20 protein-coding genes and 1 riboswitch are annotated in these 21,222 nt (G+C 65.0%); of the genes, 6 read left to right on the forward strand and 14 right to left on the reverse strand.

Annotated elements, in window-relative coordinates; all coding sequences use genetic code 11:
• Window positions 1-31 precede the first annotated feature (31 nt).
• The 9 genes from KY496_RS19680 to KY496_RS19720 all read right to left on the reverse strand — a co-directional run bounded on the left by KY496_RS19680 (window position 32) and on the right by KY496_RS19720 (window position 8,441).
• The gene (locus KY496_RS19680; RefSeq protein ID WP_184238442.1) at window positions 32-763 is read right to left on the reverse strand and encodes a helix-turn-helix domain-containing protein; all 732 of its coding nucleotides are present in this window, start codon (window positions 761-763) and stop codon (window positions 32-34) included.
• 152 nt (window positions 764-915) lie between these two features.
• On the reverse strand, window positions 916-1,119 hold the full coding sequence (locus KY496_RS19685; protein WP_005663727.1) for a hypothetical protein: 204 nt from the start codon (window positions 1,117-1,119) through the stop codon (window positions 916-918).
• 20 nt (window positions 1,120-1,139) lie between these two features.
• Entirely contained in the window at window positions 1,140-2,480 is a 1,341-nt protein-coding gene (gene hslU, locus KY496_RS19690) for an ATP-dependent protease ATPase subunit HslU (protein WP_040775527.1), read from the reverse strand.
• A 13-nt stretch (window positions 2,481-2,493) separates the two neighbouring features.
• A complete protein-coding gene (gene hslV, locus KY496_RS19695; RefSeq protein WP_071360808.1) occupies window positions 2,494-3,030 on the reverse strand; it encodes an ATP-dependent protease subunit HslV in 537 nt (178 codons plus the stop codon).
• Between the two features lie 256 nt (window positions 3,031-3,286).
• Window positions 3,287-4,546, reverse strand: a complete 1,260-nt coding sequence (locus KY496_RS19700; protein WP_219862058.1) for an STAS domain-containing protein — start codon at window positions 4,544-4,546, stop codon at window positions 3,287-3,289.
• 214 nt (window positions 4,547-4,760) lie between these two features.
• Window positions 4,761-5,210, reverse strand: a complete 450-nt coding sequence (dksA, locus tag KY496_RS19705; RefSeq protein WP_005663718.1) for an RNA polymerase-binding protein DksA — start codon at window positions 5,208-5,210, stop codon at window positions 4,761-4,763.
• A gap of 421 nt (window positions 5,211-5,631) precedes the next feature.
• Complete coding sequence (locus tag KY496_RS19710) at window positions 5,632-6,690, reverse strand: GTP-binding protein (protein ID WP_071360807.1); 1,059 nt, start codon at window positions 6,688-6,690, stop codon at window positions 5,632-5,634.
• Between the two features lie 154 nt (window positions 6,691-6,844).
• Complete coding sequence (xerC, locus tag KY496_RS19715) at window positions 6,845-7,765, reverse strand: tyrosine recombinase XerC (RefSeq protein ID WP_219862060.1); 921 nt, start codon at window positions 7,763-7,765, stop codon at window positions 6,845-6,847.
• 10 nt (window positions 7,766-7,775) lie between these two features.
• On the reverse strand, window positions 7,776-8,441 hold the full coding sequence (locus KY496_RS19720; protein WP_005663712.1) for a DUF484 family protein: 666 nt from the start codon (window positions 8,439-8,441) through the stop codon (window positions 7,776-7,778).
• Window positions 8,442-8,763: 322 nt separating this feature from the next.
• Here KY496_RS19720 and KY496_RS19725 point away from each other — a divergent pair, with 322 nt between their 5' ends.
• Window positions 8,764-9,480: a hydrolase gene (locus KY496_RS19725; protein ID WP_005663710.1), complete on the forward strand. Its 717-nt coding sequence runs from the start codon at window positions 8,764-8,766 to the stop codon at window positions 9,478-9,480.
• Between the two features lie 60 nt (window positions 9,481-9,540).
• Here KY496_RS19725 and KY496_RS19730 read toward each other — a convergent pair whose 3' ends face one another.
• Both KY496_RS19730 and KY496_RS19735 read right to left on the reverse strand, forming a co-directional pair.
• On the reverse strand, window positions 9,541-10,821 hold the full coding sequence (locus tag KY496_RS19730) for a porin (protein WP_005663709.1): 1,281 nt from the start codon (window positions 10,819-10,821) through the stop codon (window positions 9,541-9,543).
• A 189-nt stretch (window positions 10,822-11,010) separates the two neighbouring features.
• Window positions 11,011-12,060: a porin gene (locus KY496_RS19735; RefSeq protein WP_219862062.1), complete on the reverse strand. Its 1,050-nt coding sequence runs from the start codon at window positions 12,058-12,060 to the stop codon at window positions 11,011-11,013.
• 509 nt (window positions 12,061-12,569) lie between these two features.
• Between KY496_RS19735 and KY496_RS19740 the strand changes: the two genes are divergently transcribed.
• Window positions 12,570-14,300, forward strand: a complete 1,731-nt coding sequence (locus KY496_RS19740; protein ID WP_219862064.1) for an SEL1-like repeat protein — start codon at window positions 12,570-12,572, stop codon at window positions 14,298-14,300.
• A gap of 62 nt (window positions 14,301-14,362) precedes the next feature.
• Here KY496_RS19740 and dapF read toward each other — a convergent pair whose 3' ends face one another.
• The 3 genes from dapF to KY496_RS19755 are packed head-to-tail and all read right to left on the reverse strand — an operon-like array spanning window position 14,363 to window position 16,989.
• On the reverse strand, window positions 14,363-15,223 hold the full coding sequence (gene dapF / locus KY496_RS19745; RefSeq protein ID WP_219862066.1) for a diaminopimelate epimerase: 861 nt from the start codon (window positions 15,221-15,223) through the stop codon (window positions 14,363-14,365).
• Window positions 15,224-15,226: 3 nt separating this feature from the next.
• Complete coding sequence (locus tag KY496_RS19750; protein WP_005663698.1) at window positions 15,227-16,090, reverse strand: hypothetical protein; 864 nt, start codon at window positions 16,088-16,090, stop codon at window positions 15,227-15,229.
• Window positions 16,087-16,989: a lysophospholipid acyltransferase family protein gene (locus tag KY496_RS19755; protein WP_219862067.1), complete on the reverse strand. Its 903-nt coding sequence runs from the start codon at window positions 16,987-16,989 to the stop codon at window positions 16,087-16,089. Before KY496_RS19755 ends, KY496_RS19750 begins: the two co-directional genes overlap by 4 nt.
• A 146-nt stretch (window positions 16,990-17,135) precedes the next feature.
• Here KY496_RS19755 and metK point away from each other — a divergent pair, with 146 nt between their 5' ends.
• The 4 genes from metK to metF all read left to right on the forward strand — a co-directional run bounded on the left by metK (window position 17,136) and on the right by metF (window position 21,207).
• Complete coding sequence (gene metK / locus KY496_RS19760; RefSeq protein WP_005663694.1) at window positions 17,136-18,302, forward strand: methionine adenosyltransferase; 1,167 nt, start codon at window positions 17,136-17,138, stop codon at window positions 18,300-18,302.
• 100 nt (window positions 18,303-18,402) lie between these two features.
• Window positions 18,403-18,477, forward strand: a riboswitch (S-adenosyl-L-homocysteine riboswitch).
• Window positions 18,478-18,506: 29 nt separating this feature from the next.
• The gene (gene ahcY / locus KY496_RS19765; RefSeq protein WP_005663692.1) at window positions 18,507-19,919 is read left to right on the forward strand and encodes an adenosylhomocysteinase; all 1,413 of its coding nucleotides are present in this window, start codon (window positions 18,507-18,509) and stop codon (window positions 19,917-19,919) included.
• A gap of 114 nt (window positions 19,920-20,033) precedes the next feature.
• Window positions 20,034-20,390, forward strand: a complete 357-nt coding sequence (locus tag KY496_RS19770) for a phage holin family protein (protein ID WP_005663690.1) — start codon at window positions 20,034-20,036, stop codon at window positions 20,388-20,390.
• Window positions 20,377-21,207: a methylenetetrahydrofolate reductase [NAD(P)H] gene (metF, locus tag KY496_RS19775; protein ID WP_219862069.1), complete on the forward strand. Its 831-nt coding sequence runs from the start codon at window positions 20,377-20,379 to the stop codon at window positions 21,205-21,207. The genes KY496_RS19770 and metF overlap by 14 nt, the downstream gene beginning before the upstream one ends.
• Window positions 21,208-21,222 lie beyond the last annotated feature (15 nt).

A 21,222-nucleotide genomic window follows, 5' to 3' on the forward strand; every position in this document is an offset into this window, starting at 1 on the left:
CTCTTATCGCCTCTTCACCGTACCGAGCCCATCAGCGTCGCAGTGCGGTAAACGCCGCCAGTTCCCACGACCTGAACCCCAGCAACAAGGTATAGCCCTCGCGTTCTCCGGCCGGCAGGCGCCGGTCGTTCAGGTGCAGCCGCGCCAGTTCCGCCGCCAGTTGCTCGATCTTGAGCGACAACTCTTTTGCGCTGGCAGGCGACAGCCGCGCCGGCAGGCACATCAGCGCCTCGCCCGCGCCGTCGAAGCGCCCGGCAAAATAATCCTCCACCACGTGTTCGCGGAAGAACTGCTGCACCGGGCCATCCGGCAGCCAGCGGAATGCGTTCGACACCCGCAGCTGGTAGCGGTTCAGCGGCTTGAGTTCGATCAGTCCCAGCCGGTCGAGTTCGGCGAGCAGGGTGATGCACTCGGCCTCGCTCAGCTTGTAGGTGTCGACGACCTGTTCCACGTTCCAGTGGCCGAGGCAGCAGATCGCCATCAGCAGCAGGCGCGGATTGGCCACCAGCGAGCGCTCCTGCGGCAGGCTCAGGGCATCCAGCCGGGGCCGGGTGTCGAGAGCCCCGCGCAACAACTCTTCCAGTGGGATGCCGGTCGCCTGGCAGATCTCGGCCAGCCGCGACAGCGCCATGTCCTTCTGGCCGAACATGCGTTTCACGCTCGATTCGCTCACACCGATGCGCTCGGCCAGCAGCTTGTAGGTGATGCCGGCCGCGCGCAGGCGGGCGCGCAGGGCGTCGAGGATCAGGTCGGGTGAACTCATGGTATCCGTAAAGAATGGCGACGCTTGACTCTACCGTTGAACGGGGACAGGGACAAGGCGCATGCGACGAATGGCACGCCGGGCCGATGGACGAAAAAAAGCGGACACCGAAGTGTCCGCAAGGAGAATGTCTTGATCAGGCTAACGCAGGCTCAGTCGTCCTCGTCCGCCACCAGCTTGGCCTTCTTGAGCGCCCGCTTGGCTTCATGCCGCTCGCTCGACAGCGGCTTGGCATGCGGCCCGGCCGACCGCGCCTTGGCCAGCGCCGCGATCGGGTTGCGCGGCTTGCCGAACTGCTGCGAGGGTTCGACCCGCAGGCGCATCTTCTGCCGTGTCGCCAATGCCTTGTTCGCCATGCGGGTCTCCGCCAGGATGGTTACAGCACGTAGCGCGACAGGTCTTCGTTGACCGCCAGCGCATCGAGCCGTTCGTTGACATAGGCCGCGTCGATCCGCACCACCTGGTCCTTCTCGGAGCCGGCGCTGAACGAGATCTCTTCGAGCAGCTTTTCCATCACCGTGTACAGGCGGCGTGCGCCGATGTTTTCGGTGCGCTCGTTGACCGAGAACGCGATCTCGGCCAGGCGATGGATGCCTTCGTCCACGAACTCGATCTTGACGCCCTCGGTCGCCAGCAGCGCCTCGTACTGCTTGGTCAGGCTGGCGTGGGTCGAGGTCAGGATGCTCTTGAAGTCGTCGATCGACAGCGATTCGAGCTCGACGCGGATCGGGAAGCGGCCCTGCAGTTCCGGGATCAGGTCCGACGGCTTCGACAGGTGGAAGGCGCCCGAGGCGATGAACAGGATGTGGTCGGTCTTGATCATGCCGTACTTGGTGTTCACCGTCGTGCCCTCGACCAGCGGCAGCAGGTCGCGCTGCACGCCGGCGCGCGAGACGTCGGCGCCGCCGTGTTCGGAACGGGTCGCGATCTTGTCGATCTCGTCCAGGAACACGATGCCGTTCTGCTCGACGTTGGCGATCGCCTTCTGCTTGAGTTCGTCCTCGTTGAGCAGCTTGCCCGCTTCTTCGTCGATCAGGAGCTTCATCGCTTCCTTGATCTTGAGCTTGCGCGGCTTCTTGCGCGCATTGCCCACGCCGGCGAACATCGACTTGATCTGCTCGGTCATTTCTTCCATGCCCGGCGGCGCCATGATTTCCATCTGCGGCGCGGCGTCGGCCACTTCGATCTCGATCTCGCGGTCGTCGAGCGAGCCTTCGCGCAGGCGCTTGCGGAAGGTCTGGCGCGTGGCTTCGCCTTCCTTCGTGTCGCCGTTGCCGCTGCTGGTGTTGAAGCCGAAGTCGCGCGCCGGCGGCACCAGGATGTCGATGATGCGGTCCTCGGCCGCGTCCTCGGCGCGCTGGCGCACCTTTTTCGCTTCGCTGGCGCGGGTCTGCTTGACGCCGATGTCGATCAGGTCGCGGATGATGGTGTCGACGTCGCGGCCGACATAGCCCACCTCGGTGAACTTGGTTGCCTCGATCTTGATGAAGGGCGCGTCGGCCAGCTTGGCCAGGCGGCGCGCGATCTCGGTCTTGCCGACGCCGGTCGGGCCGATCATGAGGATGTTCTTGGGCGTGATTTCATGACGCAGGCTCTCATCGACCTGCTGGCGGCGCCAGCGGTTGCGCAGGGCAATGGCGACCGCCTTCTTGGCCTTGCCCTGGCCGACCACGTGCTTGTCGAGCTCGGAAACGATTTCGGGTGGGGTCATGTTCATGATGCTGCTCATATCAATCCAGGGTCTCGATGATGTGGGACATATTCGTGTAGATGCACAGCTCGCCGGCGATGGTGAGCGCCTTCTTGACGACTTCGCTAGGGGCCATGTCGGTGTTCTCGTACAGCGCCTTGGCGGCGGACTGGGCATAGACGCCGCCCGAACCGATGGCGCCGATGCCGTCTTCCGGCTCCAGCACGTCGCCGTTGCCGGTGATGATCAGGGTCGACTCGCGGTCGGCCACCAGCAGCATCGCTTCCAGGCGGCGCAGCACGCGGTCGGTGCGCCAATCCTTGGCCAGTTCGACCGACGCGCGCAGCAGGTTGCCCTGGTGTTTTTCCAGCTTGCCTTCGAAGCGGTCCAGCAGCGTGAACGCGTCGGCGGTGCCGCCCGCGAATCCGCACAGGACCTTGCCCTGGTACAGCTTGCGCACCTTGCGCGCCGAGCCCTTCATGACGACATTGCCCAGCGTGACCTGGCCATCGCCACCCAGCGCGACCTGGTTGCCGCGCCGCACACTGACGATGGTTGTACCGTGAAATTGTTCCATTTTGACCTCGTGATGTTCTAGCCAACAGCAGGTGGGGATCGTGCGCGGGATTGCAAGATTAGCTCAGCCTTAAATGCTCGAGGCCAAATGTGCGCCCGGCGCGGGCAGCGGCCTGTACGCTGTCCCTACGCCGCTGAATGGAGCCGTTAAACGATGTTCTTATTTTTTTCCAACAAGCTTGGTTGCCTTGGCTCGATCCTGGTGTCGCTGGTCGTGACCTTGCTGCTGTTGCTGGCCTTCGGCTGGCTCTGATCGGTCAGTAGCGGTGCGGATACAGCCGCACGCCATCGCCCGCGCCGAGCAGGCGCAGCAGGGTGGCGACGAGATGGTTCAGTTCGCGCAGCTCGACCGCGCGGCCGGCGGCGCCATGCGCATCCAGCCGCGCCAGCAGGCTGGCGGCGCCGGCATAGTCGATGCGCGCCAGGCGCGAGCAATCCAGCACCAGCGTCTCGCGCTCCTGGGCATAGGCGTCGATGGCCGCCAGCAGGGCGCCGTCTGGACCGCTCACAATGGCAGGCAACATGAAGCGGTCGCCATGGCCGGGCGCCGGCGCGGCGGTGGACACGCGCAGAGGCGCCTCGAACGAGGGCGGCGACACCTCGTAGGTGACGCAGTAATCCATCGCCGCTTCCTCGAATTGTTTTTCGCGACCGGTCAACAGCAGCAGCTCGAGCAGCAGCAGCCAGGGCGCCGGGCTGGCGCCGCGCTGGCCGATCGCCAGCATCGGTCGCAGGGTCGCCAGCAGGGTGTCGGCGCCGGCCAGCACCAGCTCGCGGCCGGCGCCGCGTAATTGTTGCAGCGCCGCCAGCAGGCAGGCGGCGCCGTCGGCGTCGATCGCCGTCACCCGGCCGAAGTCCAGGCGCACGACCGGCGCCGGCGCATCCAGCACGCGCTTGAGCGGCGCCGCGACGCTGGCGTCGATCCTGGGGGCGAAGGCCTCGACCGCAGCCAGGCCGGGACCGGGAAGGGCCGCAGCGGTTGCGGCGAGCGCGGCGGGCAGCGGCTTCCAGGCCGGCGGCGAGGTCTCGAAATGGCTGGCGTAGTCGATGGCCACGCTTTCGAAGGCTTCTTCGCGGCCATCGGCCTGGTACAGGTCGAACAGCATCCACCACGGCAGGCGCTCGGCGCGGCCAAGGGTCGGCAGGCAGGCGCGCAGCAGCTGTTCGGCCGCGTCTGGCTGGCCGTTGGCGTACAGGATGGCGCTTTCGTCGATGGCCGGGGCGCTGGCGGGCGCCGCGGCCTGCGGCGCAGTGTCATGTTCCGGAGACGCGACGCCAGCGGCCGGGCGCCGCACGCCGCTGCCCCAGGCCGGCTCGTCGTCGAACATGTCGGAAGCGAATGCGAGTTCGATCTCGTCGATCTTGGCGGCGGTGGCGCGCGCGATCTCGCGCTGGCGTTCGCGCTCGGCCTCGGTGTCCAGGCGCGACGGCTCGCCGCGCAGGCGCGACTCGGGCGGCGGCCAATCGCGCACCCCCGCATCGTCGTTCTTTCTCTTCAGGAAGGAGAAAAGCCCCATGCTCACCGTTGTCAATTAGGCCAGCCGTGCCAGACCATAGCACGAACCTTCGGCCAGTGTGCTGTGCACACGCCGCTCGGCCTAGTGTATCCGATGGGAAACGATAGCATATGCATGGCGCGTGAAGCGTGCGCAGTCATGCCGGGAGACGGGCGCGCAAACAAAAAAAGCATGCGATCCCTCGCATGCTTTTCTCGATGGCGTCGGCGATAAATCAGTCGCCGTACAGTTTTTGCTTCAGCTCACGGCGCTGCTGGGCTTCCAGCGACAGCGTGGCGGTCGGGCGGGCGATCAGGCGTGGAATGCCGATCGGCTCGCCGGTTTCTTCGCACCAGCCGTATTCGCCGCCGTCGATCGACTGCAGCGATTGCTGCACTTTCTTGAGCAGCTTGCGTTCGCGGTCGCGGGTGCGCAGTTCCAGCGCGTGTTCTTCCTCGATCGTCGCCCGGTCGGCCGGGTCGGGAACCAGGACGGTTTCGCGCAGGTGTTCCGTGGTTTCGCCGGCGTTCTTCAGCAGTTCCTTCTCGAGTTCCTGCAGACGGTTCTTGAAGAACGCGAGCTGGGCCGGATTCATGTAGTCGTCATCGCTCATCGCCCGAATCTCTTCTTCCGTCAGGAGGCGTTCTTCGGGCTGGGCGGTATTCGGTTTCGTTGTTTTAGTCATGATGCCTTCGATACGACAGAGGTTTTCATTTTATCAGCTTGCCAACTTTATACCCGATAAAGGTGTGCGTGAGGCAAGCTGCCTTGATAGCGACCTGGCGCCATCCCTTCTCTGGCCGCGCCGCATATGCAGCAAGGACAGTTCGCTACAGCAGGCTGGCGGCTAGTATATAGCGCACCGGTCGGTCCGGCGAGTCGGCCGCGACAAACTGTCGCGGCGGGTCGTCATGCGATCTGAGAGCCTACCCCGGCAGGTGGGAGTCGCGCCTGGCGCGCCTGGCAGGCGTGTGCTGCGTTGCTCGTCGTTGCATGGCGCCGCCATGCGTCCTCCTCGCGCCTTGCTCACGCCAGCCATGCATCGCCATGCGCTTCCCCCCACCTACCGGGATAGGCTCTTAACACGCCGGTCAAACCGATGTAGTTTATACCAAACATTGTTCAAGTCCGCGGACAAATACGTCTTTTGGTAAATTTTTACCAATAAAGACCATCTTGGTGGCAGGCGTCTCGTTTTCGCCCCATTTCGGTCCCACGTCGCTGCCCATGATCTGGTGCACGCCCTGGAACACCACCTTGCGGTCGACGCCTTCCATCCGCAGCACGCCTTTGTAGCGCAGCATTTGCGGACCGAAGACTTGCACCAGGCTGCCCAGGAATTGTTCCAGGCGTTCCGGGTCGAAGGCGCGCTCGCTCTTGAACACGAAGGCGGCGATGTCGTCGGTGTGGTGGCCGTGGTGGTGGTCGTGATTGCAGGCTTCGCCATGCGCATGGTCGTGGCCGCAGTGGGCGTGATCGTGGTCGTGATCATGGTCATGGGCTTCCTCGACCTTCAGGAAATCCGGATCCAGTTCCAGCTTGTCGTTCAGGTTGAAGCCGCGCAGGTCGAGCACGTCCGAGATCGGCGCGCGGCCGAAGTCGCTGGTCGCGATCGGCGCGCGCGGATTGATACGGTGCAGGCGCGCCTTCAGGGTCTCGACGGCGGCGGCGTCGACCAGGTCGGTCTTGGACAGCAGGATCTTGTCGGCGAAACCGACCTGGCGCTGGGCTTCCTCGTTCTGGGTCAGCTGGTCCATCGCATGGCGGGCGTCGACCACGGTCACCACGGCGTCGAGCAGGTAGTTGGCGCCCACTTCTTCGTCGACGAAGAAAGTCTGGGCCACCGGGCCGGGGTTGGCCAGGCCGGTGGTTTCGATCACCACGCGGTCGAAACTGATTTCGCCGGCGGCGCGCTTTTGCGCCAGGTTGGTCAATGCCACGATCAGGTCGCCGCGCACGGTGCAGCAGATGCAGCCGTTGTTCATCTCGACGATCTGCTCGCTCGAATCCTGCACCAGGATTTCGTTGTCAATATTCTCCTGGCCGAATTCGTTCTCGATGACGGCGATGCGCATGCCGTGCTCTTCCTGCAGGATACGGTTGAGCAGGGTGGTCTTGCCCGCGCCGAGGAAGCCGGTCAGGATGGTGCTGGGAATCAGGTCCATTGGTACGCTACTCGTGTTGGGGGTTGGACAAAAGAACCGGGGGATTATGCCGCAATTCTTGCAAGCTCACCATCAACAGTGTCCGGGCTTGATCGAGTTCAAACCATCAACCCGGGGATGTGGCCAGAATGGCGCGCCTGCGTCGGTCAGGCGATTACTTGGCCTTGGCGCGCGGATGGGCCGCGTCATACACCTTCGACAGGTGCTGGAAATCGAGTGCCGTATAGATCTGGGTCGAGGTGATGCTGGCGTGGCCGAGCAATTCCTGCACCGCGCGCAGGTCGCCCGAGGATTGCAGCAGGTGCGAGGCGAACGAGTGGCGCAGCACGTGCGGATGCACGTGGACCGGGGCGCCGGCGCGCAGCGCATGCTGCTTGAGCCGGTTCTGCACCACGCGCGGCGAGATGCGGGTGTCGCGCGCCGACAGGAACAGGGCGGCGCTGCCGTCGCGCGCGGCGGGACGCACCGCCAGCCAGGCCGCCAGCGCCTCGCGCGCCGGGCCGCCGACCGGCACCCGGCGCATCTTGCCGCCCTTGCCGGTGACCACCACTTCGCCGGCCTGCAGGTCGAGCCAGCCGAGCGAGGCCGGCTGGCCGGCGCGCGCATCCTGCCAGGCGATATCGAGGCCGGCCAGTTCCGATACCCGCAGCCCGCTCGAATACAGCAGCTCGAACATGGCGCGGTTGCACAGCTCGAAAGGTTCGGCGTGGCCGCGCGTATTTGCATCCATCAATTGCACGGCATCGTCGACGGCCAGCGCCTTGGGCAGGCTCCTGGGGCGTTTCGGGGCGTGCACGCCGTCGACCGGGTTGGCGGCCAGCGGGGTGTGGTTCGACAGCCAGGCATAGAAACCGCGCCAGCCGGACAGCTTGCGCGCGATCGTGCGCGCCGACTGGCCGCCGGCATGCAGCCTGGCGGCGTAGCGGCGGATATCGAAGTGGGTCAGCCGCGGCCAGTCGGCGTGGCCGGCCAGTTCGGCCAGCTCGGCCAGGTCGCGCCGGTAGGCGTCGACCGTGTGCGGCGACAGCTGGCGCTGGGTAGCCAGCTCGGCCAGGTAGCGTGCGGCCCAGTCCATGGCCGCTGGCTCAGGCGCGCAGCGGCGCCAGCGCGGTGGTCGAGGTGGCGGCGATGTGGACCAGGAAATCGGTCGACATCGCGGTCGTGAAGCGCGCCGGATCGGGCGAGCCCAGCACCAGCAGGCCGAAGCTCTGGCCCGGCTGGCCCAGCGGCAGCATGACGGTCGAGCGGATCGATTCCGCATCGTCCAGCCAGCGCACCGCCTCGAAATCGTTGTTCGGGCCGCAATATGGCGCGCGCAGGCTGTTGGCGAAGATGCGCGCGTCGTCCGACACGCCCTGGGCGAACCATTCGCCGGCATGCTCCGGCGCCACATTCCACAGGCGCAGGGTGACTTGCGGCACGATGAAATGGGTGCGCAGGCCGTCGGCCAGGTCGCGCGCCATGGCGGCGCCACCCTTTGACACCAGCAGGGCCTGGGTCCAGGCGTGGAAACGGTTGGCGATGCCGGCATTTTCTTCGGCGCGGCGCGACAGCTCCGACAGGCGCAGCTCGAGCGCGCGGAATTTGTCGCGCATCACTTCCATCTGGCGCTCCTGCAGCGACACGGCGCGGCCGGTCAGCGGGCTGGAGAGCTTCACTTCGCCCAGCAGGCCGGCATGCTCCTGGAAAAATTGCGGATGATCGATCAGGTATTGCGCGACTGCGTTGGCGTCCAGTGGTGCGATGCTCATGTGATGGGAGGTCCGGCGTGAAAATGATTCTCCCATTCTACCCGACCCAGGCATGGCGCCGGCGAACAAACATGCCGCCGGCGCCATCCTGCCACGCGGCTTGCCGCAGCAGGGACAGGTCGTCCCGGCCAATGGGATAGAGGCAAAATCGATGTTCGAAAATTTCGATGAAATGTTGATATTTTTTCCGTTTTTCCTTGGCGTTTCAGCACCGCATAATGGCTCCATCGCATCGAACACGAAGCAACGGAACAGGCAGAAGGCCTCGATCCAGCGTCGATCAGTTCGATGGTTTATACATACACAACCTGGGAGAACCATCATGCACAATCCGAAACTCGACGTCCTGACCCCGCAAAACTCGCAGCTGATCATCATCGACCACCAGCCGCAGATGGCGTTCGGCGTGCAGTCGATCGACCGCCAGACCCTGAAGAACAATGTCGTCGGACTGGCCAAGGCGGCCTCGGTCTTCGATATCCCGACCATCATCACTTCGGTCGAGACCGACAGCTTCTCGGGCCATACCTATCCGGAGCTGCTTGACGTATTCCCGGGCAAGCCGATCCTCGAACGCACCTCGATGAATTCATGGGACGACCAGAAAGTGCGCGATGCGCTGGCTGCCAACGGCCGCAAGAAAGTCATCGTGGCCGGCCTGTGGACCGAGGTGTGCAACACCACCTTTGCGCTGTGCGCCATGCTGGAAGGAGATTACGAGATCTACATGGTGGCCGACGCCTCGGGCGGCACCACCAAGGATGCGCATGACTTCGCCATGCAGCGCATGGTGCAGGCCGGCGTGGTGCCGGTGACCTGGCAGCAGGTGCTGCTGGAATGGCAGCGCGACTGGAAGAACCGCGACACCTACGACGCGGTCATGAAGATCGTCACCGAGCATTCGGGCGCCTACGGCATGGGCGTCGACTACGCCTACACCATGGTGCACAAGGCGCCGGCGCGCAATCGCGGCGACAACCCGGTGCTGGCGCCGGTTGCTGCTCCGGTTGCTGCAGCGAGCGCGGCGCCGCTGCGCTGATCCGGCGATCAAAAAAAAACCGCGGCCGTGGCCGCGGTGTGCATGCCTGCGCGGACCGCGTCAGAAACGATGACGGATGCCCAGCTGCAAGGCGCGGCCGTCGGCGCCCGGCGCTTCGGTGAAGCCGCCCGGATTGCCCGAGGTGCCCGGCGCATACTGCGCCTCGTTGTCGTTCTTGATGAAGGCCAGCGCGGTGTACAGGTCGGTGCGCTTGGACAGGTAGTAGTTGTAGCCCACCGCATACAGGTCGGCGTCGCTGTTGGAGGCCAGGCGGTCGTTCTGGTGCGCGTACGAGGCCACGATGCGGCCGTTGCCGACACGATAGTGGACGCCGACCTGGTAGCTGTTCGCGTCCTGTTGGGTGTTGGCGGTGATATTGGTCTGGAAGATCCTGAGCAGGGCGGCCTGGGTCGCCTGCGGGACGCCTTGCGCCACCAGCGCCGGCACCACGGCCTGGTTCCAGCCAGCCAGGTAATCCGGCAGCAGCGCCGAATTCTGGTTGCGCTGGCTGTGGAAGCCGGCGAAGAATTTCCAGCTGTCGTTCAGCGTGTAGGAACCGCCGACCGTCAGGGTGCGCAGGCTCGGCCGGTTCTGCATGTCGTAGCCGTGGTTGTAACCGATGCCGACGTCGAAGCCGTTGGCCTTATAGGTGACGGCGCCGGCGCGGAATTTGTAATAGCGGCCGAGGTAGCCGGAATTGCGGGCGCCATACATGACCGAGCCGCCCAGGCCGTTCGGCAGGGCGATGCGGTACTGGATCGCTTCCTGCGAGCGGATGTCGGCGCCCAGCGCGGTGAAGCCGGCGGTGCCGCCGGTGACGTGGCCCCAGGTGCCGGCGGTGCCCGATTCGAAGGCGTCGGCCATGTTGAACACTTCGTAGCCCGGGGTGTACATGCGGCCCAGCATGACGGCGCCGATCGGCGTGATCAGGCCGACCATCGCGGTGCGGTCGAACAGGGCTTTTTCCTGATTGACGGCCGGCGCGCCCGGCGGCTGGATCGCCGCCTGCAGGCGGTCGCGGATGGCTTGCGGGATCTGGTCCATGCCGCGCAGCAGGTAGACGCCCGGATTGTCGTTCATCAGGGCCGGCTGCTGCGAGCCGTTATCGAGTTCGACGCGGGCTTCGAGGTTGAAGATGGCCTTGTAGCCATTGCCCAGGTCTTCGCTACCCCGGATGCCGAGGCGCGAGCCGTCGGCGCCGCCACTATAGATCTTGGTCGGTCCACCTTTTTGCCACATCACGCCGGCATCGGCGATGCCGTAGATCTGGACGCTGGTCTGGGCCAGGGCGGAGCATGCAAACGTAGCGCCGAGCAGGGCGGCGATCAGGCTTTTCTTCATCGTGTCTCCATATTATTTTCTTGTCGCGATGCTTGAGCTCGCTCCACCAATATGCCATTGCCATGGCGCACTGTACAGAACGCTCGTTCGCGGACACGCCGAGGGTAGATTGGCGTTGTGAAAACACTACATGGATGATGGACGACAGGGACAACGCTGGTTGCGCCAGGTCGCCTCAAGCCAGAACGTCTAGAACGAATGGTGGATGCCGATGTCGTACTGGTTGACGTTGCCCGGATTGGTCAGCAAGCCTTTTTTGCGCGAAGCGTCGATGTACAGATAGGTGCGCTTCGACAGGCTGTATTCATAGCCCAGCGACAGCTGCCTGACCTTCTCCAGTCCATCGGTGTCCTTCTGCCCGTAGCCGGCCAGGAACCTGCCCGGGCCCAGCGTGTAGTTGGCGCCCAGCACCCATGAACTGGTATCGTTGTTGAACAGGCGGGTGTGGTCTTCGTCCAGCCTGGTAAAGGTGCCCATGAGCTTGAGTTCCGGGGTTGCCTGGACCGAGGCGCCGACCGACCAGACCTTCGACTCGATCGCGTTGCGCTCGTAGGCCGCCATCAGGGCGGCGGGGCCGTTGTTGTAGGTGGCCGAGACCGAGAACGGATTGGCCGAGGCTTCGGCGCCGACCGGATACTGCGGCGCGCCGGCGCTGCCGCGGCCGATCACGGCGACGCCGCCATTGTTTTCCCTGGTCGCGATCGCGGTGTTGAGCTGGAAGCCATTGACGATCGGTGAGTTGTACCAGATGGCGTTCGACCAGCGGTTGCCAGATGCGCCAACCGGGTCGAGCGGCTGCGAGCTGTAGCCGGCGACGCTCAGGTCGGTATAGAAGCCGCCCGCGGTCGGGATCGCATGAAAGGGTTCGAAGTTGCCGATGGTTTCATGGAACGGGGTCAGGCCGCGGCCGATGCGCAGCATGCCGAAGTCGCCTTGCAGGCCGACCCGGCTCTGGCCCTGGAACAGCTGGCGCTGATTGCCGTCGGGACCGATCTCGCTGCTGCCGGTATCCGGCTCGTAACGCATTTCAAGGTGGAACAGCGCTTTGAAACCATTGCCCAGGTCTTCGGTGCCGCGGATGCCGAGGGTGTTGGCGGCGCGCTTGCCGATGCTGACGTTCTCGCCACTGCGCTTGACGATGCCGGCATCGACATTGCCGTAGAGCTGCACCGACGTCTGCGCATGGGCCGCGCCGGCGCAAGCGCCAAACAGTGCGACGGCCAGGAGAGATTTCTTCATTATCGGTGTTCCCAGGATCGAGGTGAGCGCATGCAGAACGTCGAGGCCGGCCGCTCGGGTCACCTTGATTGTTTCAAACTTCAGGGCTGGCTATTTGGTCAATTATCAGTGGCGCGCTTGGTAGATCGCTAATAAATCCAATCGTGCTGTTGTATTTTTGAAACGTATGCCTGATGCATGACACAAAGCCGGCGGTTTTTGCGTCCGGGAAAAGGGACCGCAGCGTTCATCCATGAAGCGAGCGCGAGCATGCGTTGATGTCGTGCGGCCAGGGTGGCCGGTTTCATCCGCTTGAACCAGCTTTGCGCCCCGTCAACTCACCCCGGAATCGAATCGAATCGCCGGCTGCAGCGGCTTAGACTTTGGCCAAATTTGCATGAGCGGCGACAGGCCCTGTCAATACCTTGTATATTGGCAACCTCGCCAGGCCGGCTTGCGCCATGGGGCCGGACGGCCGTGATGCCGTCGCCGCTGCGTGTTGCCGACTCACTTTTTTACGTATTCCAACGATGGCTAACCGCGAAGAATTGGCGATCATTCGCAACGCCCGCGCCGGGCAGGTGGCGGCCCAGCTGGAGCTGGGCAAGCTGTATTTGTTCGGCAGCGCCGGACTCCCGCAGAGCCTGCCGACGGCGCTCCACTGGCTTGAACGTGCGGCTCGACAAGACTGTCCACCTGCCTGGCAGTTGATCGGTAACCATATTCCTCTTGAGCTTGCCCAACATAACGCCGGCGCCGTCGCCCAGTGGTACGAGCGCGCCTATGACGACGGCAGCCTGCATGCCGGCCTGGTGTTCGCCCAGCTGGTGCTCGATCCGGCGGCAGCGCCATCCCAGCAGCATCCGAAGGCCGTGCGGGCGCTCGAGGACGCGGCGCGCGCCGGCTTCCCGCACGCGCAATGGTTGCTGTCGCAGCGGCAGGGCAGGCAGCCCGCGGCCCAGCCCGGTACGCGGGCGGCGCCGCCGAGCGGCGCGGCGCAGCCGGCGTCCGCGGCCGGCGCCGCCGGGCGTCCGCCGGCGCGCCCGCCGGTGTCCGAGTCCGGCCAGGAACGGTCGCCGCGTCCGCCAGGCGCCGGCGTGGCGCAGTACGCCGCGCTCGACGAGGCATGGACGGCGCGCCGCTGGGACGACTACCTCGAGCGCGCACTGCCGCAGGCGCGCGCGCTGGTCAGCGAGCGCGGCGAACAAGGAGAAATGCGTCGTTTCGCCCCCGACGAGATCACCCTGCTGTCGCGTTGTGCGCGCCTGATCGACCCGGCCCTCGATGGCGTCAGCGGCCTGCAGGCGCTGGACGCCGGCGCGGCGGCGGCGCGCTGCCAACCGGGCGAACCGGCCGTGTTCTGGGAGCTGGCCGCGGCCGAGCATGACGCCCATGCACAGCTGGCGCTGGGCCTGCGCTGTGCGCGCATGCGGGTCGATGGCAGGCGTTGCAGCAATGGCCAGGTCGCGGATGCGCATGTCGCGAACGCGCATGTCGCCAACGCGCATGTCGCCAACGCGCATGTCGCGAACGCGCATGTCGCCAACTTCAAGAAAGCGATCCGGTGGCTGAACCTGGCCGGAGAGCAGGGCCTGGCCGAGGCCTGGTATGCGCTGTCGCGCATCTATATCAAGCCCGAGTTTTCGCAGCGTAACGTGGCCGATGCCCAGCGCTACCTGCAGCGGGCCGCCGAGATGGGGTATCGCGACGCCCAGCTCGAATGCGGCCACAACGCCTGGCGCGCGCGCCGCGAGAACGAGAACAACGACGTGCGCGCCGTGTACTGGCTGCAGAAGGCGGCGGCCCAGGGCTCGCACGAAGCCGTCGAGCTGCTGCGCAAGATCGCGCCGCGCGCCACGGCCGCGCCGTACACCGAAACCGGGCGGCTGCTGGCCAGCCACACCGACGCGCTGGCGGCGCATCCCTTGCTGGCCGCGCGCATCGAGCTGGCGGCGCTGTTCGGCCTGTCGCGCGCCGAGGCGCTGCTGCTGGACGTGGGGGCCGCCGACCAGGGCCATTGCCTCGTCATCGACATCCGCGCCAGTTACGGGCGCAGCAAGCGGCGACTGGTGATGGTGGAATCGGCGCAGGAACGCGAGGCGCTGGATCGCATCGTGCGCCTGTTCGAGCAGGTCGACTGCGGTCCGGCTGGGCCGGAAGGAAATTATCGGCAGCGCCTGTACCGGCTGCGCACCCTGCTCAATGTGGCGATCCCCGGCAACGACGCCGACGGCGGCGCCGACATCGAGCTGGCGGCCTGAAAACAGACAGGACTGCGAATGGAAAGGGCGCCAACGGCGCCCTGGACGTGGTGACGGCGGCGTCAGATCTCGACTTCGCCCTCGAACACCGACACCGCCGGTCCGCTGAGGTAGACCGGCTGGCCCGCTCCCGCCCAAGCGATGCTGAGCTCGCCGCCGCGGGCGGACACGCGCACCGGCGAATCGAGCAGGCCGCGCCGGATGCCGGCGACCACCGCCGCGCAGGCGCCGGTACCGCAGGCCAGCGTCTCGCCGGCCCCGCGTTCATGCACGCGCAGGCGAATATGATGGCGATCGACCACCTGCATATAGCCGGCGTTGACGCGTTTCGGAAAGCGCTCATGGTGTTCGATCAGCAGGCCGGTCTGCTCCACCAGCGCCGTGTCGACGTTGTGCACCACCTGCACCGCATGCGGATTGCCCATCGAGACCACCGAGATCTGCGTGGCCTCGCCGCCGACCGGCAACGGCCACAGCGTGTCCTCGCCTTCGGGCTTGCCGTCCAGGCCGGCGCTGTCGAACGGCACCTCGGCCGGATCGAGGCGCGGAGCGCCCATGTCCACCGTCACGTTGCCGTCGTCTTCCAGGCGCGGGTTGATGACGCCCGACATGGTCTGCACGCGGATGCTGCGTTCCCGCGTCAAGCCTTTCTCGACCACGAAACGCACGAAGGCGCGCGAACCGTTGCCGCACTGCTCGACTTCGCTGCCGTCGTTGTTGAAGATGCGATAGCGGAAGTCCACGCCGGCGTCGACCGGGCGCTCGACGACCAGGATCTGGTCGGCGCCGATGCCGAAGCGGCGGTCGGCCAGGCGCTGCCACCCGTCGGCGCTCATGCCGTCGACGTCGATCTTCTGGTTGATGGCGTCGATCACGACAAAGTCGTTGCCCGCGCCGTGCATCTTGGTGAATTTCAGTTTCATAAATTAATCATACAGCGAAGGTTCACCCGGGGGACGGGTCTTGAAGCGCTTGTGGGTCCAGAAATATTGCTCCGGCGCTTCGCGCACGCGCTCTTCGATGAAGGCGTTCATGCGGCGGGTCGCTTCGACCATGTCGTCGCCCGGGTAGTTTTCCCATGCAGGGTAGAAGCGCACGCGCCAGCCCTGGTAGTTCGGCAGATAGGTCGCGATCACCGGGATCACCTTGGCGCCGGTGGTGGCGGCGATGCGCCCCAGCGCGGTCAGGGTCGCGGCCTGCACGCCGAAGAAGGGCACGAATTCGGCATCCTTTTCGCCGAAATCCATGTCCGGCAGCATGAAGTAGGGCAGGCCGTCGCGCAGCGCGCGCAGGATCGGCTTGATGCCTTCCTTGCGCGTCACCAGGCGCACCGGGCCGTAGCGTTCGCGGCCGTGGCGCAGCAGGCGGTCGAAGGCTTCGTTTTTTTGCGGCACGTACATGCTGCACACCGGGATCACGCGCGAGGCGACGCCGGCCACGTCCAGGCACACGAAGTGCGGGCACAGCAGGATCGTGGGGCCGGCTTCCATCTCGGCCTGCGGCACCGCCGGCTCGACCTGGATCAGGCTGCGCACGCGTTCCTCGGGCGCCCACCACAGGATCGAGCGCTCGACGATGCTGCGCGCATAGGCGCGAAAGTGCCGGTGCGCGATGCGGCGCCGTTCCCGCTCGTCCAGTTCGGGCATGGTCAGGCGCAGATTGGTCAGCGCGATGTGGCGGCGCCGGCCCATGATCATGAACATCAGGCTGCCGATCGATTCGCCGATGCGGCCGAGGATGGGCAGCGGCAGGAAATGCAGCAGCCACAGGATTCCGAGCAACACCCTCATGCCGCGACCTCGCTTTCCGGACCGGCCACGCCTTCCGGCTGCTTGTAGCGGTTATAGCTCCAGAAATACTGACTCGGCGCACGCGCGATCAGCTGCTCCATGGCGCGGTTGATCGCCGCCGCCTGCTCGGCGGCGCTGCCGCTCAGGTCACCGTCGAACGGCACGAAGCGCACGATGTAACCGGCGCCGTGCGGGCGCCGCTCGGCGTACACCAGCAGGATGTCGGCCTTGCCCAGCTGGGCCAGCTTGGCCGGCAGGGTCATCGTATAGGCGTTGCGGCCGAAGAAGGGCGCCCACACGCCTTCGCCTTCCTGTGGCACCTGGTCGGGCAGCAAGCCGATCGGCTGGCCACCCTTGAGGGTCTTGGCCAGGATGCGCACGCCGGACAGGTTGGCCGGCGCCAGGTGCAGGTTGTGGCGCGCGCGTGCGCCTTCGACCAGCGGCCGCAGCGCGTCCTTGCGCGGCGGACGATACATGACCGTCAACGCCGTCTTGAGCGCGATCTGCTGCGCCGTCATTTCGAAGCAGCCCAGGTGTGGCGTCAGGAACACAATGCCGCGGCCGGCGTCGAGTTTTTCCTGGACCAGTTCCCAGTTTTCCACCGTGGCATGCCTGGCAACCCGCTCCGGTTTGGCGCACCACACGAAGGCGAGCTCGATCGCGGCCTTGCCGGCCTCGGACACGGCCTGTTTCCAGTGCGCGTCATAGCCGGCCTGGGCCAGGTTGGCGCGCAGGCGGCGCTTGTACGACGGCGACAGCCAATAGACCAGCCAGCCCAGCGCGGCGCCCAAGGCGTGCAGGACTGGCAACGGGAAAATAGATAAGATACGGAAAATGACTACTAACATGTCGATTGATGGGTGTCGGATCGCGTTGCGTTTGCGCGTGCGTTTCCACACCAAAATTCCAAGGAAGCGTAAAATACCACTTTATGCTGGATCCGCCGAGTTAACAGACAACTTGCGAAGCGGAATATAAATGTCGCTAAAGCGTCGCAGGCAACAGTTTGCTGCGGCAATTCATGTGAACAGTAACTGGAGCCTACATGTCGAACGACTACCTCTTCACTTCCGAATCCGTCTCCGAAGGCCACCCGGACAAGGTCGCTGACCAGATTTCCGACGCCATCCTCGACGCCATCCTCGAGCAAGACCCGACCGCGCGCGTCGCCGCCGAAACCCTGTGCAACACCGGCCTGGTGGTGCTGGCCGGCGAGATCACCACGCACGCCAACGTCGACTACATCCAGGTGGCGCGCAACACCATCAAGCGCATCGGCTACGACAATACCGATTTCGGCATCGATTACAAGGGCTGCGCCGTCATGGTCTGCTATGACAAGCAGTCGCCCGACATCGCGCAAGGCGTGGACGAAGGCGCCGGCATCGATCTGGACCAAGGCGCGGGCGACCAGGGCCTGATGTTCGGCTATGCCTGCGACGAAACGCCAGAGCTGATGCCGGCCGCCATCTATTATTCGCACCGCCTGGTCGAGCGCCAGTCGCAGCTGCGCAAGGATGGCCGCCTGCCATGGCTGCGTCCGGATGCAAAATCGCAAGTCACCCTGCGCTACGTCGACGGCCGTCCGGTCGCGGTCGACACCGTCGTGCTGTCGACCCAGCACCACCCCGACGTCACCCATTCGCAGATCGAAGAAGCCGTCATCGAAGAGATCATCAAGCCGACCCTGCCGCGCGAGTGGCTGGATAAAACCCGCTTCCTGGTCAACCCGACCGGCCGCTTCGTCATCGGCGGTCCGCAGGGCGATTGCGGCCTGACCGGCCGCAAGATCATCGTCGACACCTACGGCGGCGCAGCCCCGCACGGCGGCGGTGCGTTCTCCGGTAAAGACCCGTCCAAGGTCGACCGCTCGGCCGCCTACGCCGCGCGCTACGTCGCCAAGAACATCGTCGCCGCCGGCCTGGCGCGCCAGTGCCAGGTGCAGGTCAGCTACGCGATCGGCGTGGCGCGTCCGATCAACATCACCGTGTACACCGAAGGCACCGGCGTGATTTCGGACGAAAAAATCGCGGCCCTGGTCAACGAGCACTTCGACCTGCGTCCAAAAGGCATCGTCCAGATGCTCGACCTGCTGCGCCCGATCTATTGCAAGACCGCGGCCTATGGCCACTTCGGTCGCGAAGAGCCGGAATTCAGCTGGGAACGCACCGACAAGGCGGCCGAACTGCGCGCCGCTGCCGGCCTGGCATAAGCGTCAACGACCGTGGGGCGGCGGCATGGCCGCCGACCCCACGCGCCATCCCGCGATCCAACAAGCATTCCCCCCGCCATCCAGGCGTGCTAAACTACCCCGTTCCGAGGAGCGTTGCGACAGAGAGGTCCCTCTTTGCCAGGCTCGGATATCCAAGCAACTGCGCTCACGTTACTTTTTTCTAAACATTGAAAGGAGGGCGTGATGAGCGCCGTACTCAAAGACTCCCAAGACTACATCGTCGCCGACATCTCCCTGGCTTCCTGGGGCGAGAAGGAAATCCGCATCGCCGAAACCGAGATGCCGGGCCTGATGGCGATCCGCGAAGAATACGCCGCGACGCAGCCGCTGAAGGGCGCGCGCATCGCCGGTTCGCTGCACATGACCATCCAGACCGCGGTCCTGATCCGCACCCTGGAAGCCCTGGGCGCCACCGTGCGCTGGGCATCGTGCAATATCTACTCGACGCAAGACCACGCCGCCGCGGCCATCGCCTCGGTCGGCACTCCGGTGTTCGCCATCAAGGGCGAGACCCTGGACGAGTACTGGGAATACACCCACCGCATCTTCGAATGGCCAGGTGACAACCACGCCAACATGATCCTGGACGACGGCGGCGACGCGACCCTGCTGCTGCACCTGGGCGTGCGCGCCGAGAAAGACATCTCGGTGCTGGACAAGCCGGGTTCGGAAGAAGAAATCTGCCTGTTCAACGCGATCAAGGGCCGCCTGGCGCGCGATCCGTCGTGGTACTCGAAGCGCCTGCCTGAAATCAAAGGCGTGACCGAAGAAACCACCACCGGCGTGCACCGCCTGTACCAGATGCATCAAGAGGGCAAGCTGGCCTTCCCGGCGATCAACGTCAACGATTCCGTCACCAAGTCGAAGTTCGACAACCTGTACGGCTGCCGCGAATCGCTGGTCGACGGTATCAAGCGCGCCACCGACGTGATGGTCGCGGGCAAGATCGCCGTCATCGCCGGCTACGGCGACGTGGGTAAAGGTTCGGCCCAAGCCATGCGCGCGCTGTCGGCGCAGGTGTGGGTCACCGAGATCGATCCGATCTGCGCACTGCAGGCGGCGATGGAAGGCTACCGCGTCGTGACCATGGACTACGCCGCCGAACACGGCGACATCTTCGTCACCTGCACCGGCAACTATCACGTCATCACCGAGCAGCACATGCTCAAGATGAAGGACCAGGCGATCGTCTGCAATATCGGTCACTTCGACAACGAAATCGAAGTCGCCGCGCTCAAGAAGTACCAGTGGGACAACATCAAGCCGCAAGTCGACCACGTCATCTTCCCTGATGGCAAGCGCATCATCCTGCTGGCCGAAGGCCGCCTGGTGAACCTGGGTTGCGGCACCGGCCACCCGTCGTACGTGATGAGCTCGTCGTTCGCGAACCAGACCATCGCCCAGATCGAGCTGTTCATGAACACCGCGCAGTATCCGGTGGGCGTGTACACGCTGCCGAAGAAGCTGGACGAGAAAGTGGCGCGCCTGCAGCTCAAGAAGCTCAACGCCCAGCTGACCACGCTGACCGAAGAGCAGGCGAACTACATCTCGGTGAGCCAGGAAGGCCCGTACAAGCCGGAACACTACCGTTATTGATCGGTAGCGGCTTGTAGTCATGTGAAACGTCCTTCGGGACGTTTCGCTTATCTAAACACCGTGCGCCGTACCTTTTTTGCGTGCGGCGTACGCGTACCACGAAAGTCTGTACCGATGCGCTTGCTGGTTACCTGGCTGATCAATGCCGCGGCCCTGATGGCCCTGCCTTACCTGATGCACTCCGTCGAAGTTTCCAGCATCGGCACCGCCCTGATCGCGGCGCTGGTGCTCGGACTGGTCAATACCCTGATCCGTCCGGTGCTGGTGCTCCTGACCCTGCCGGTCACCCTGGTCTCGATGGGCCTGTTTATCCTGGTCATCAATGCCTTGCTGTTCTGGCTGGTGTCGAATGTGGTCGGTGGATTCGAGGTGGCGGGTTTCTGGTCGGCCTTCCTGGCAGCCATCCTGTACAGCATCATTTCGTGGGCGCTCTCTACCTTGCTTCTTTCCGACAAAGATGGAAACTCCTGATTTCAGTATCGAGTTCTTCCCGCCCAAGACGCCGGAAGGCGCGGAGAAACTGCGCATCGCGCGCGAAAAGCTGGCCGACCTCAATCCGAAGTATTTTTCGGTGACCTTCGGCGCCGGCGGCAGCACCCAGCAGGGCACGCTGGCGACGGTGCGCGAGATCCAGGCCGCCGGCCACGAGGCCGCGCCCCACCTGTCCTGCGTCGGCGCCACGCGCGAATCGATCCGCGACGTCCTCAAGCAATACCAGGACAGCGGCATCCGTCGCGTCGTGGCCTTGCGCGGCGACCTGCCGAGCGGCTATGGCGGCGCGGGCGAACTGCGCTATGCCAGCGAGCTGGTGGAATTCATCCGCCAGGAAACCGGCGACTGGTTCCACATCGAGGTCGCCGCCTATCCCGAGATGCACCCGCAGGCGCGTTCGCCGCAAGACGACCTGCAGGCGTTCGCGCGCAAGGTGCAGGCCGGGGCGAATGCCGCCATCACCCAGTATTTCTACAATGCCGATGCGTACTTCCAGTTCGTCGACAATGTGCGCAAGCTGGGTGTCGATGTGCCGGTCGTGGCCGGCATCATGCCGATCACGAACTATATGCAGCTGATGCGTTTCTCGGATATGTGCGGCGCCGAGATTCCGCGCTGGGTGCGCCTCAAGCTGGCCAGCTTCGGCGACGACAGCGCCTCGATCAAGGCCTTCGGGCTGGACGTCGTGACGGGGCTGTGCGAACGCCTGCTGGCGGGCGGCGCGCCGGGGCTGCATTTCTACAGCATGAACCAGGCGGCGCCGACGACGGCGATCTGGCAACGCCTGCGTGCCTGATGCAATGACGGCCGG

The organism is Massilia sp. NP310 (assembly GCF_019443485.1).
GTDB classification, from domain to species: domain Bacteria; phylum Pseudomonadota; class Gammaproteobacteria; order Burkholderiales; family Burkholderiaceae_D; genus Telluria; species Telluria timonae.

Coding starts and splice junctions, on each gene's coding strand:
- KY496_RS19680 (WP_184238442.1), bottom strand. CDS start 763: ATGAGTTCACCCGACCTGATCCTCGACGCCCTGCGCGCCCGCCTGCGC.
- KY496_RS19685 (WP_005663727.1), bottom strand. CDS start 1,119: ATGGCGAACAAGGCATTGGCGACACGGCAGAAGATGCGCCTGCGGGTC.
- hslU (WP_040775527.1), bottom strand. CDS start 2,480: ATGAACATGACCCCACCCGAAATCGTTTCCGAGCTCGACAAGCACGTG.
- hslV (WP_071360808.1), bottom strand. CDS start 3,030: ATGGAACAATTTCACGGTACAACCATCGTCAGTGTGCGGCGCGGCAAC.
- KY496_RS19700 (WP_219862058.1), bottom strand. CDS start 4,546: ATGGGGCTTTTCTCCTTCCTGAAGAGAAAGAACGACGATGCGGGGGTG.
- dksA (WP_005663718.1), bottom strand. CDS start 5,210: ATGACTAAAACAACGAAACCGAATACCGCCCAGCCCGAAGAACGCCTC.
- KY496_RS19710 (WP_071360807.1), bottom strand. CDS start 6,690: ATGGACCTGATTCCCAGCACCATCCTGACCGGCTTCCTCGGCGCGGGC.
- xerC (WP_219862060.1), bottom strand. CDS start 7,765: ATGGACTGGGCCGCACGCTACCTGGCCGAGCTGGCTACCCAGCGCCAG.
- KY496_RS19720 (WP_005663712.1), bottom strand. CDS start 8,441: ATGAGCATCGCACCACTGGACGCCAACGCAGTCGCGCAATACCTGATC.
- KY496_RS19725 (WP_005663710.1), top strand. CDS start 8,764: ATGCACAATCCGAAACTCGACGTCCTGACCCCGCAAAACTCGCAGCTG.
- KY496_RS19730 (WP_005663709.1), bottom strand. CDS start 10,821: ATGAAGAAAAGCCTGATCGCCGCCCTGCTCGGCGCTACGTTTGCATGC.
- KY496_RS19735 (WP_219862062.1), bottom strand. CDS start 12,060: ATGAAGAAATCTCTCCTGGCCGTCGCACTGTTTGGCGCTTGCGCCGGC.
- KY496_RS19740 (WP_219862064.1), top strand. CDS start 12,570: ATGGCTAACCGCGAAGAATTGGCGATCATTCGCAACGCCCGCGCCGGG.
- dapF (WP_219862066.1), bottom strand. CDS start 15,223: ATGAAACTGAAATTCACCAAGATGCACGGCGCGGGCAACGACTTTGTC.
- KY496_RS19750 (WP_005663698.1), bottom strand. CDS start 16,090: ATGAGGGTGTTGCTCGGAATCCTGTGGCTGCTGCATTTCCTGCCGCTG.
- metK (WP_005663694.1), top strand. CDS start 17,136: ATGTCGAACGACTACCTCTTCACTTCCGAATCCGTCTCCGAAGGCCAC.
- ahcY (WP_005663692.1), top strand. CDS start 18,507: ATGAGCGCCGTACTCAAAGACTCCCAAGACTACATCGTCGCCGACATC.
- KY496_RS19770 (WP_005663690.1), top strand. CDS start 20,034: ATGCGCTTGCTGGTTACCTGGCTGATCAATGCCGCGGCCCTGATGGCC.
- metF (WP_219862069.1), top strand. CDS start 20,377: ATGGAAACTCCTGATTTCAGTATCGAGTTCTTCCCGCCCAAGACGCCG.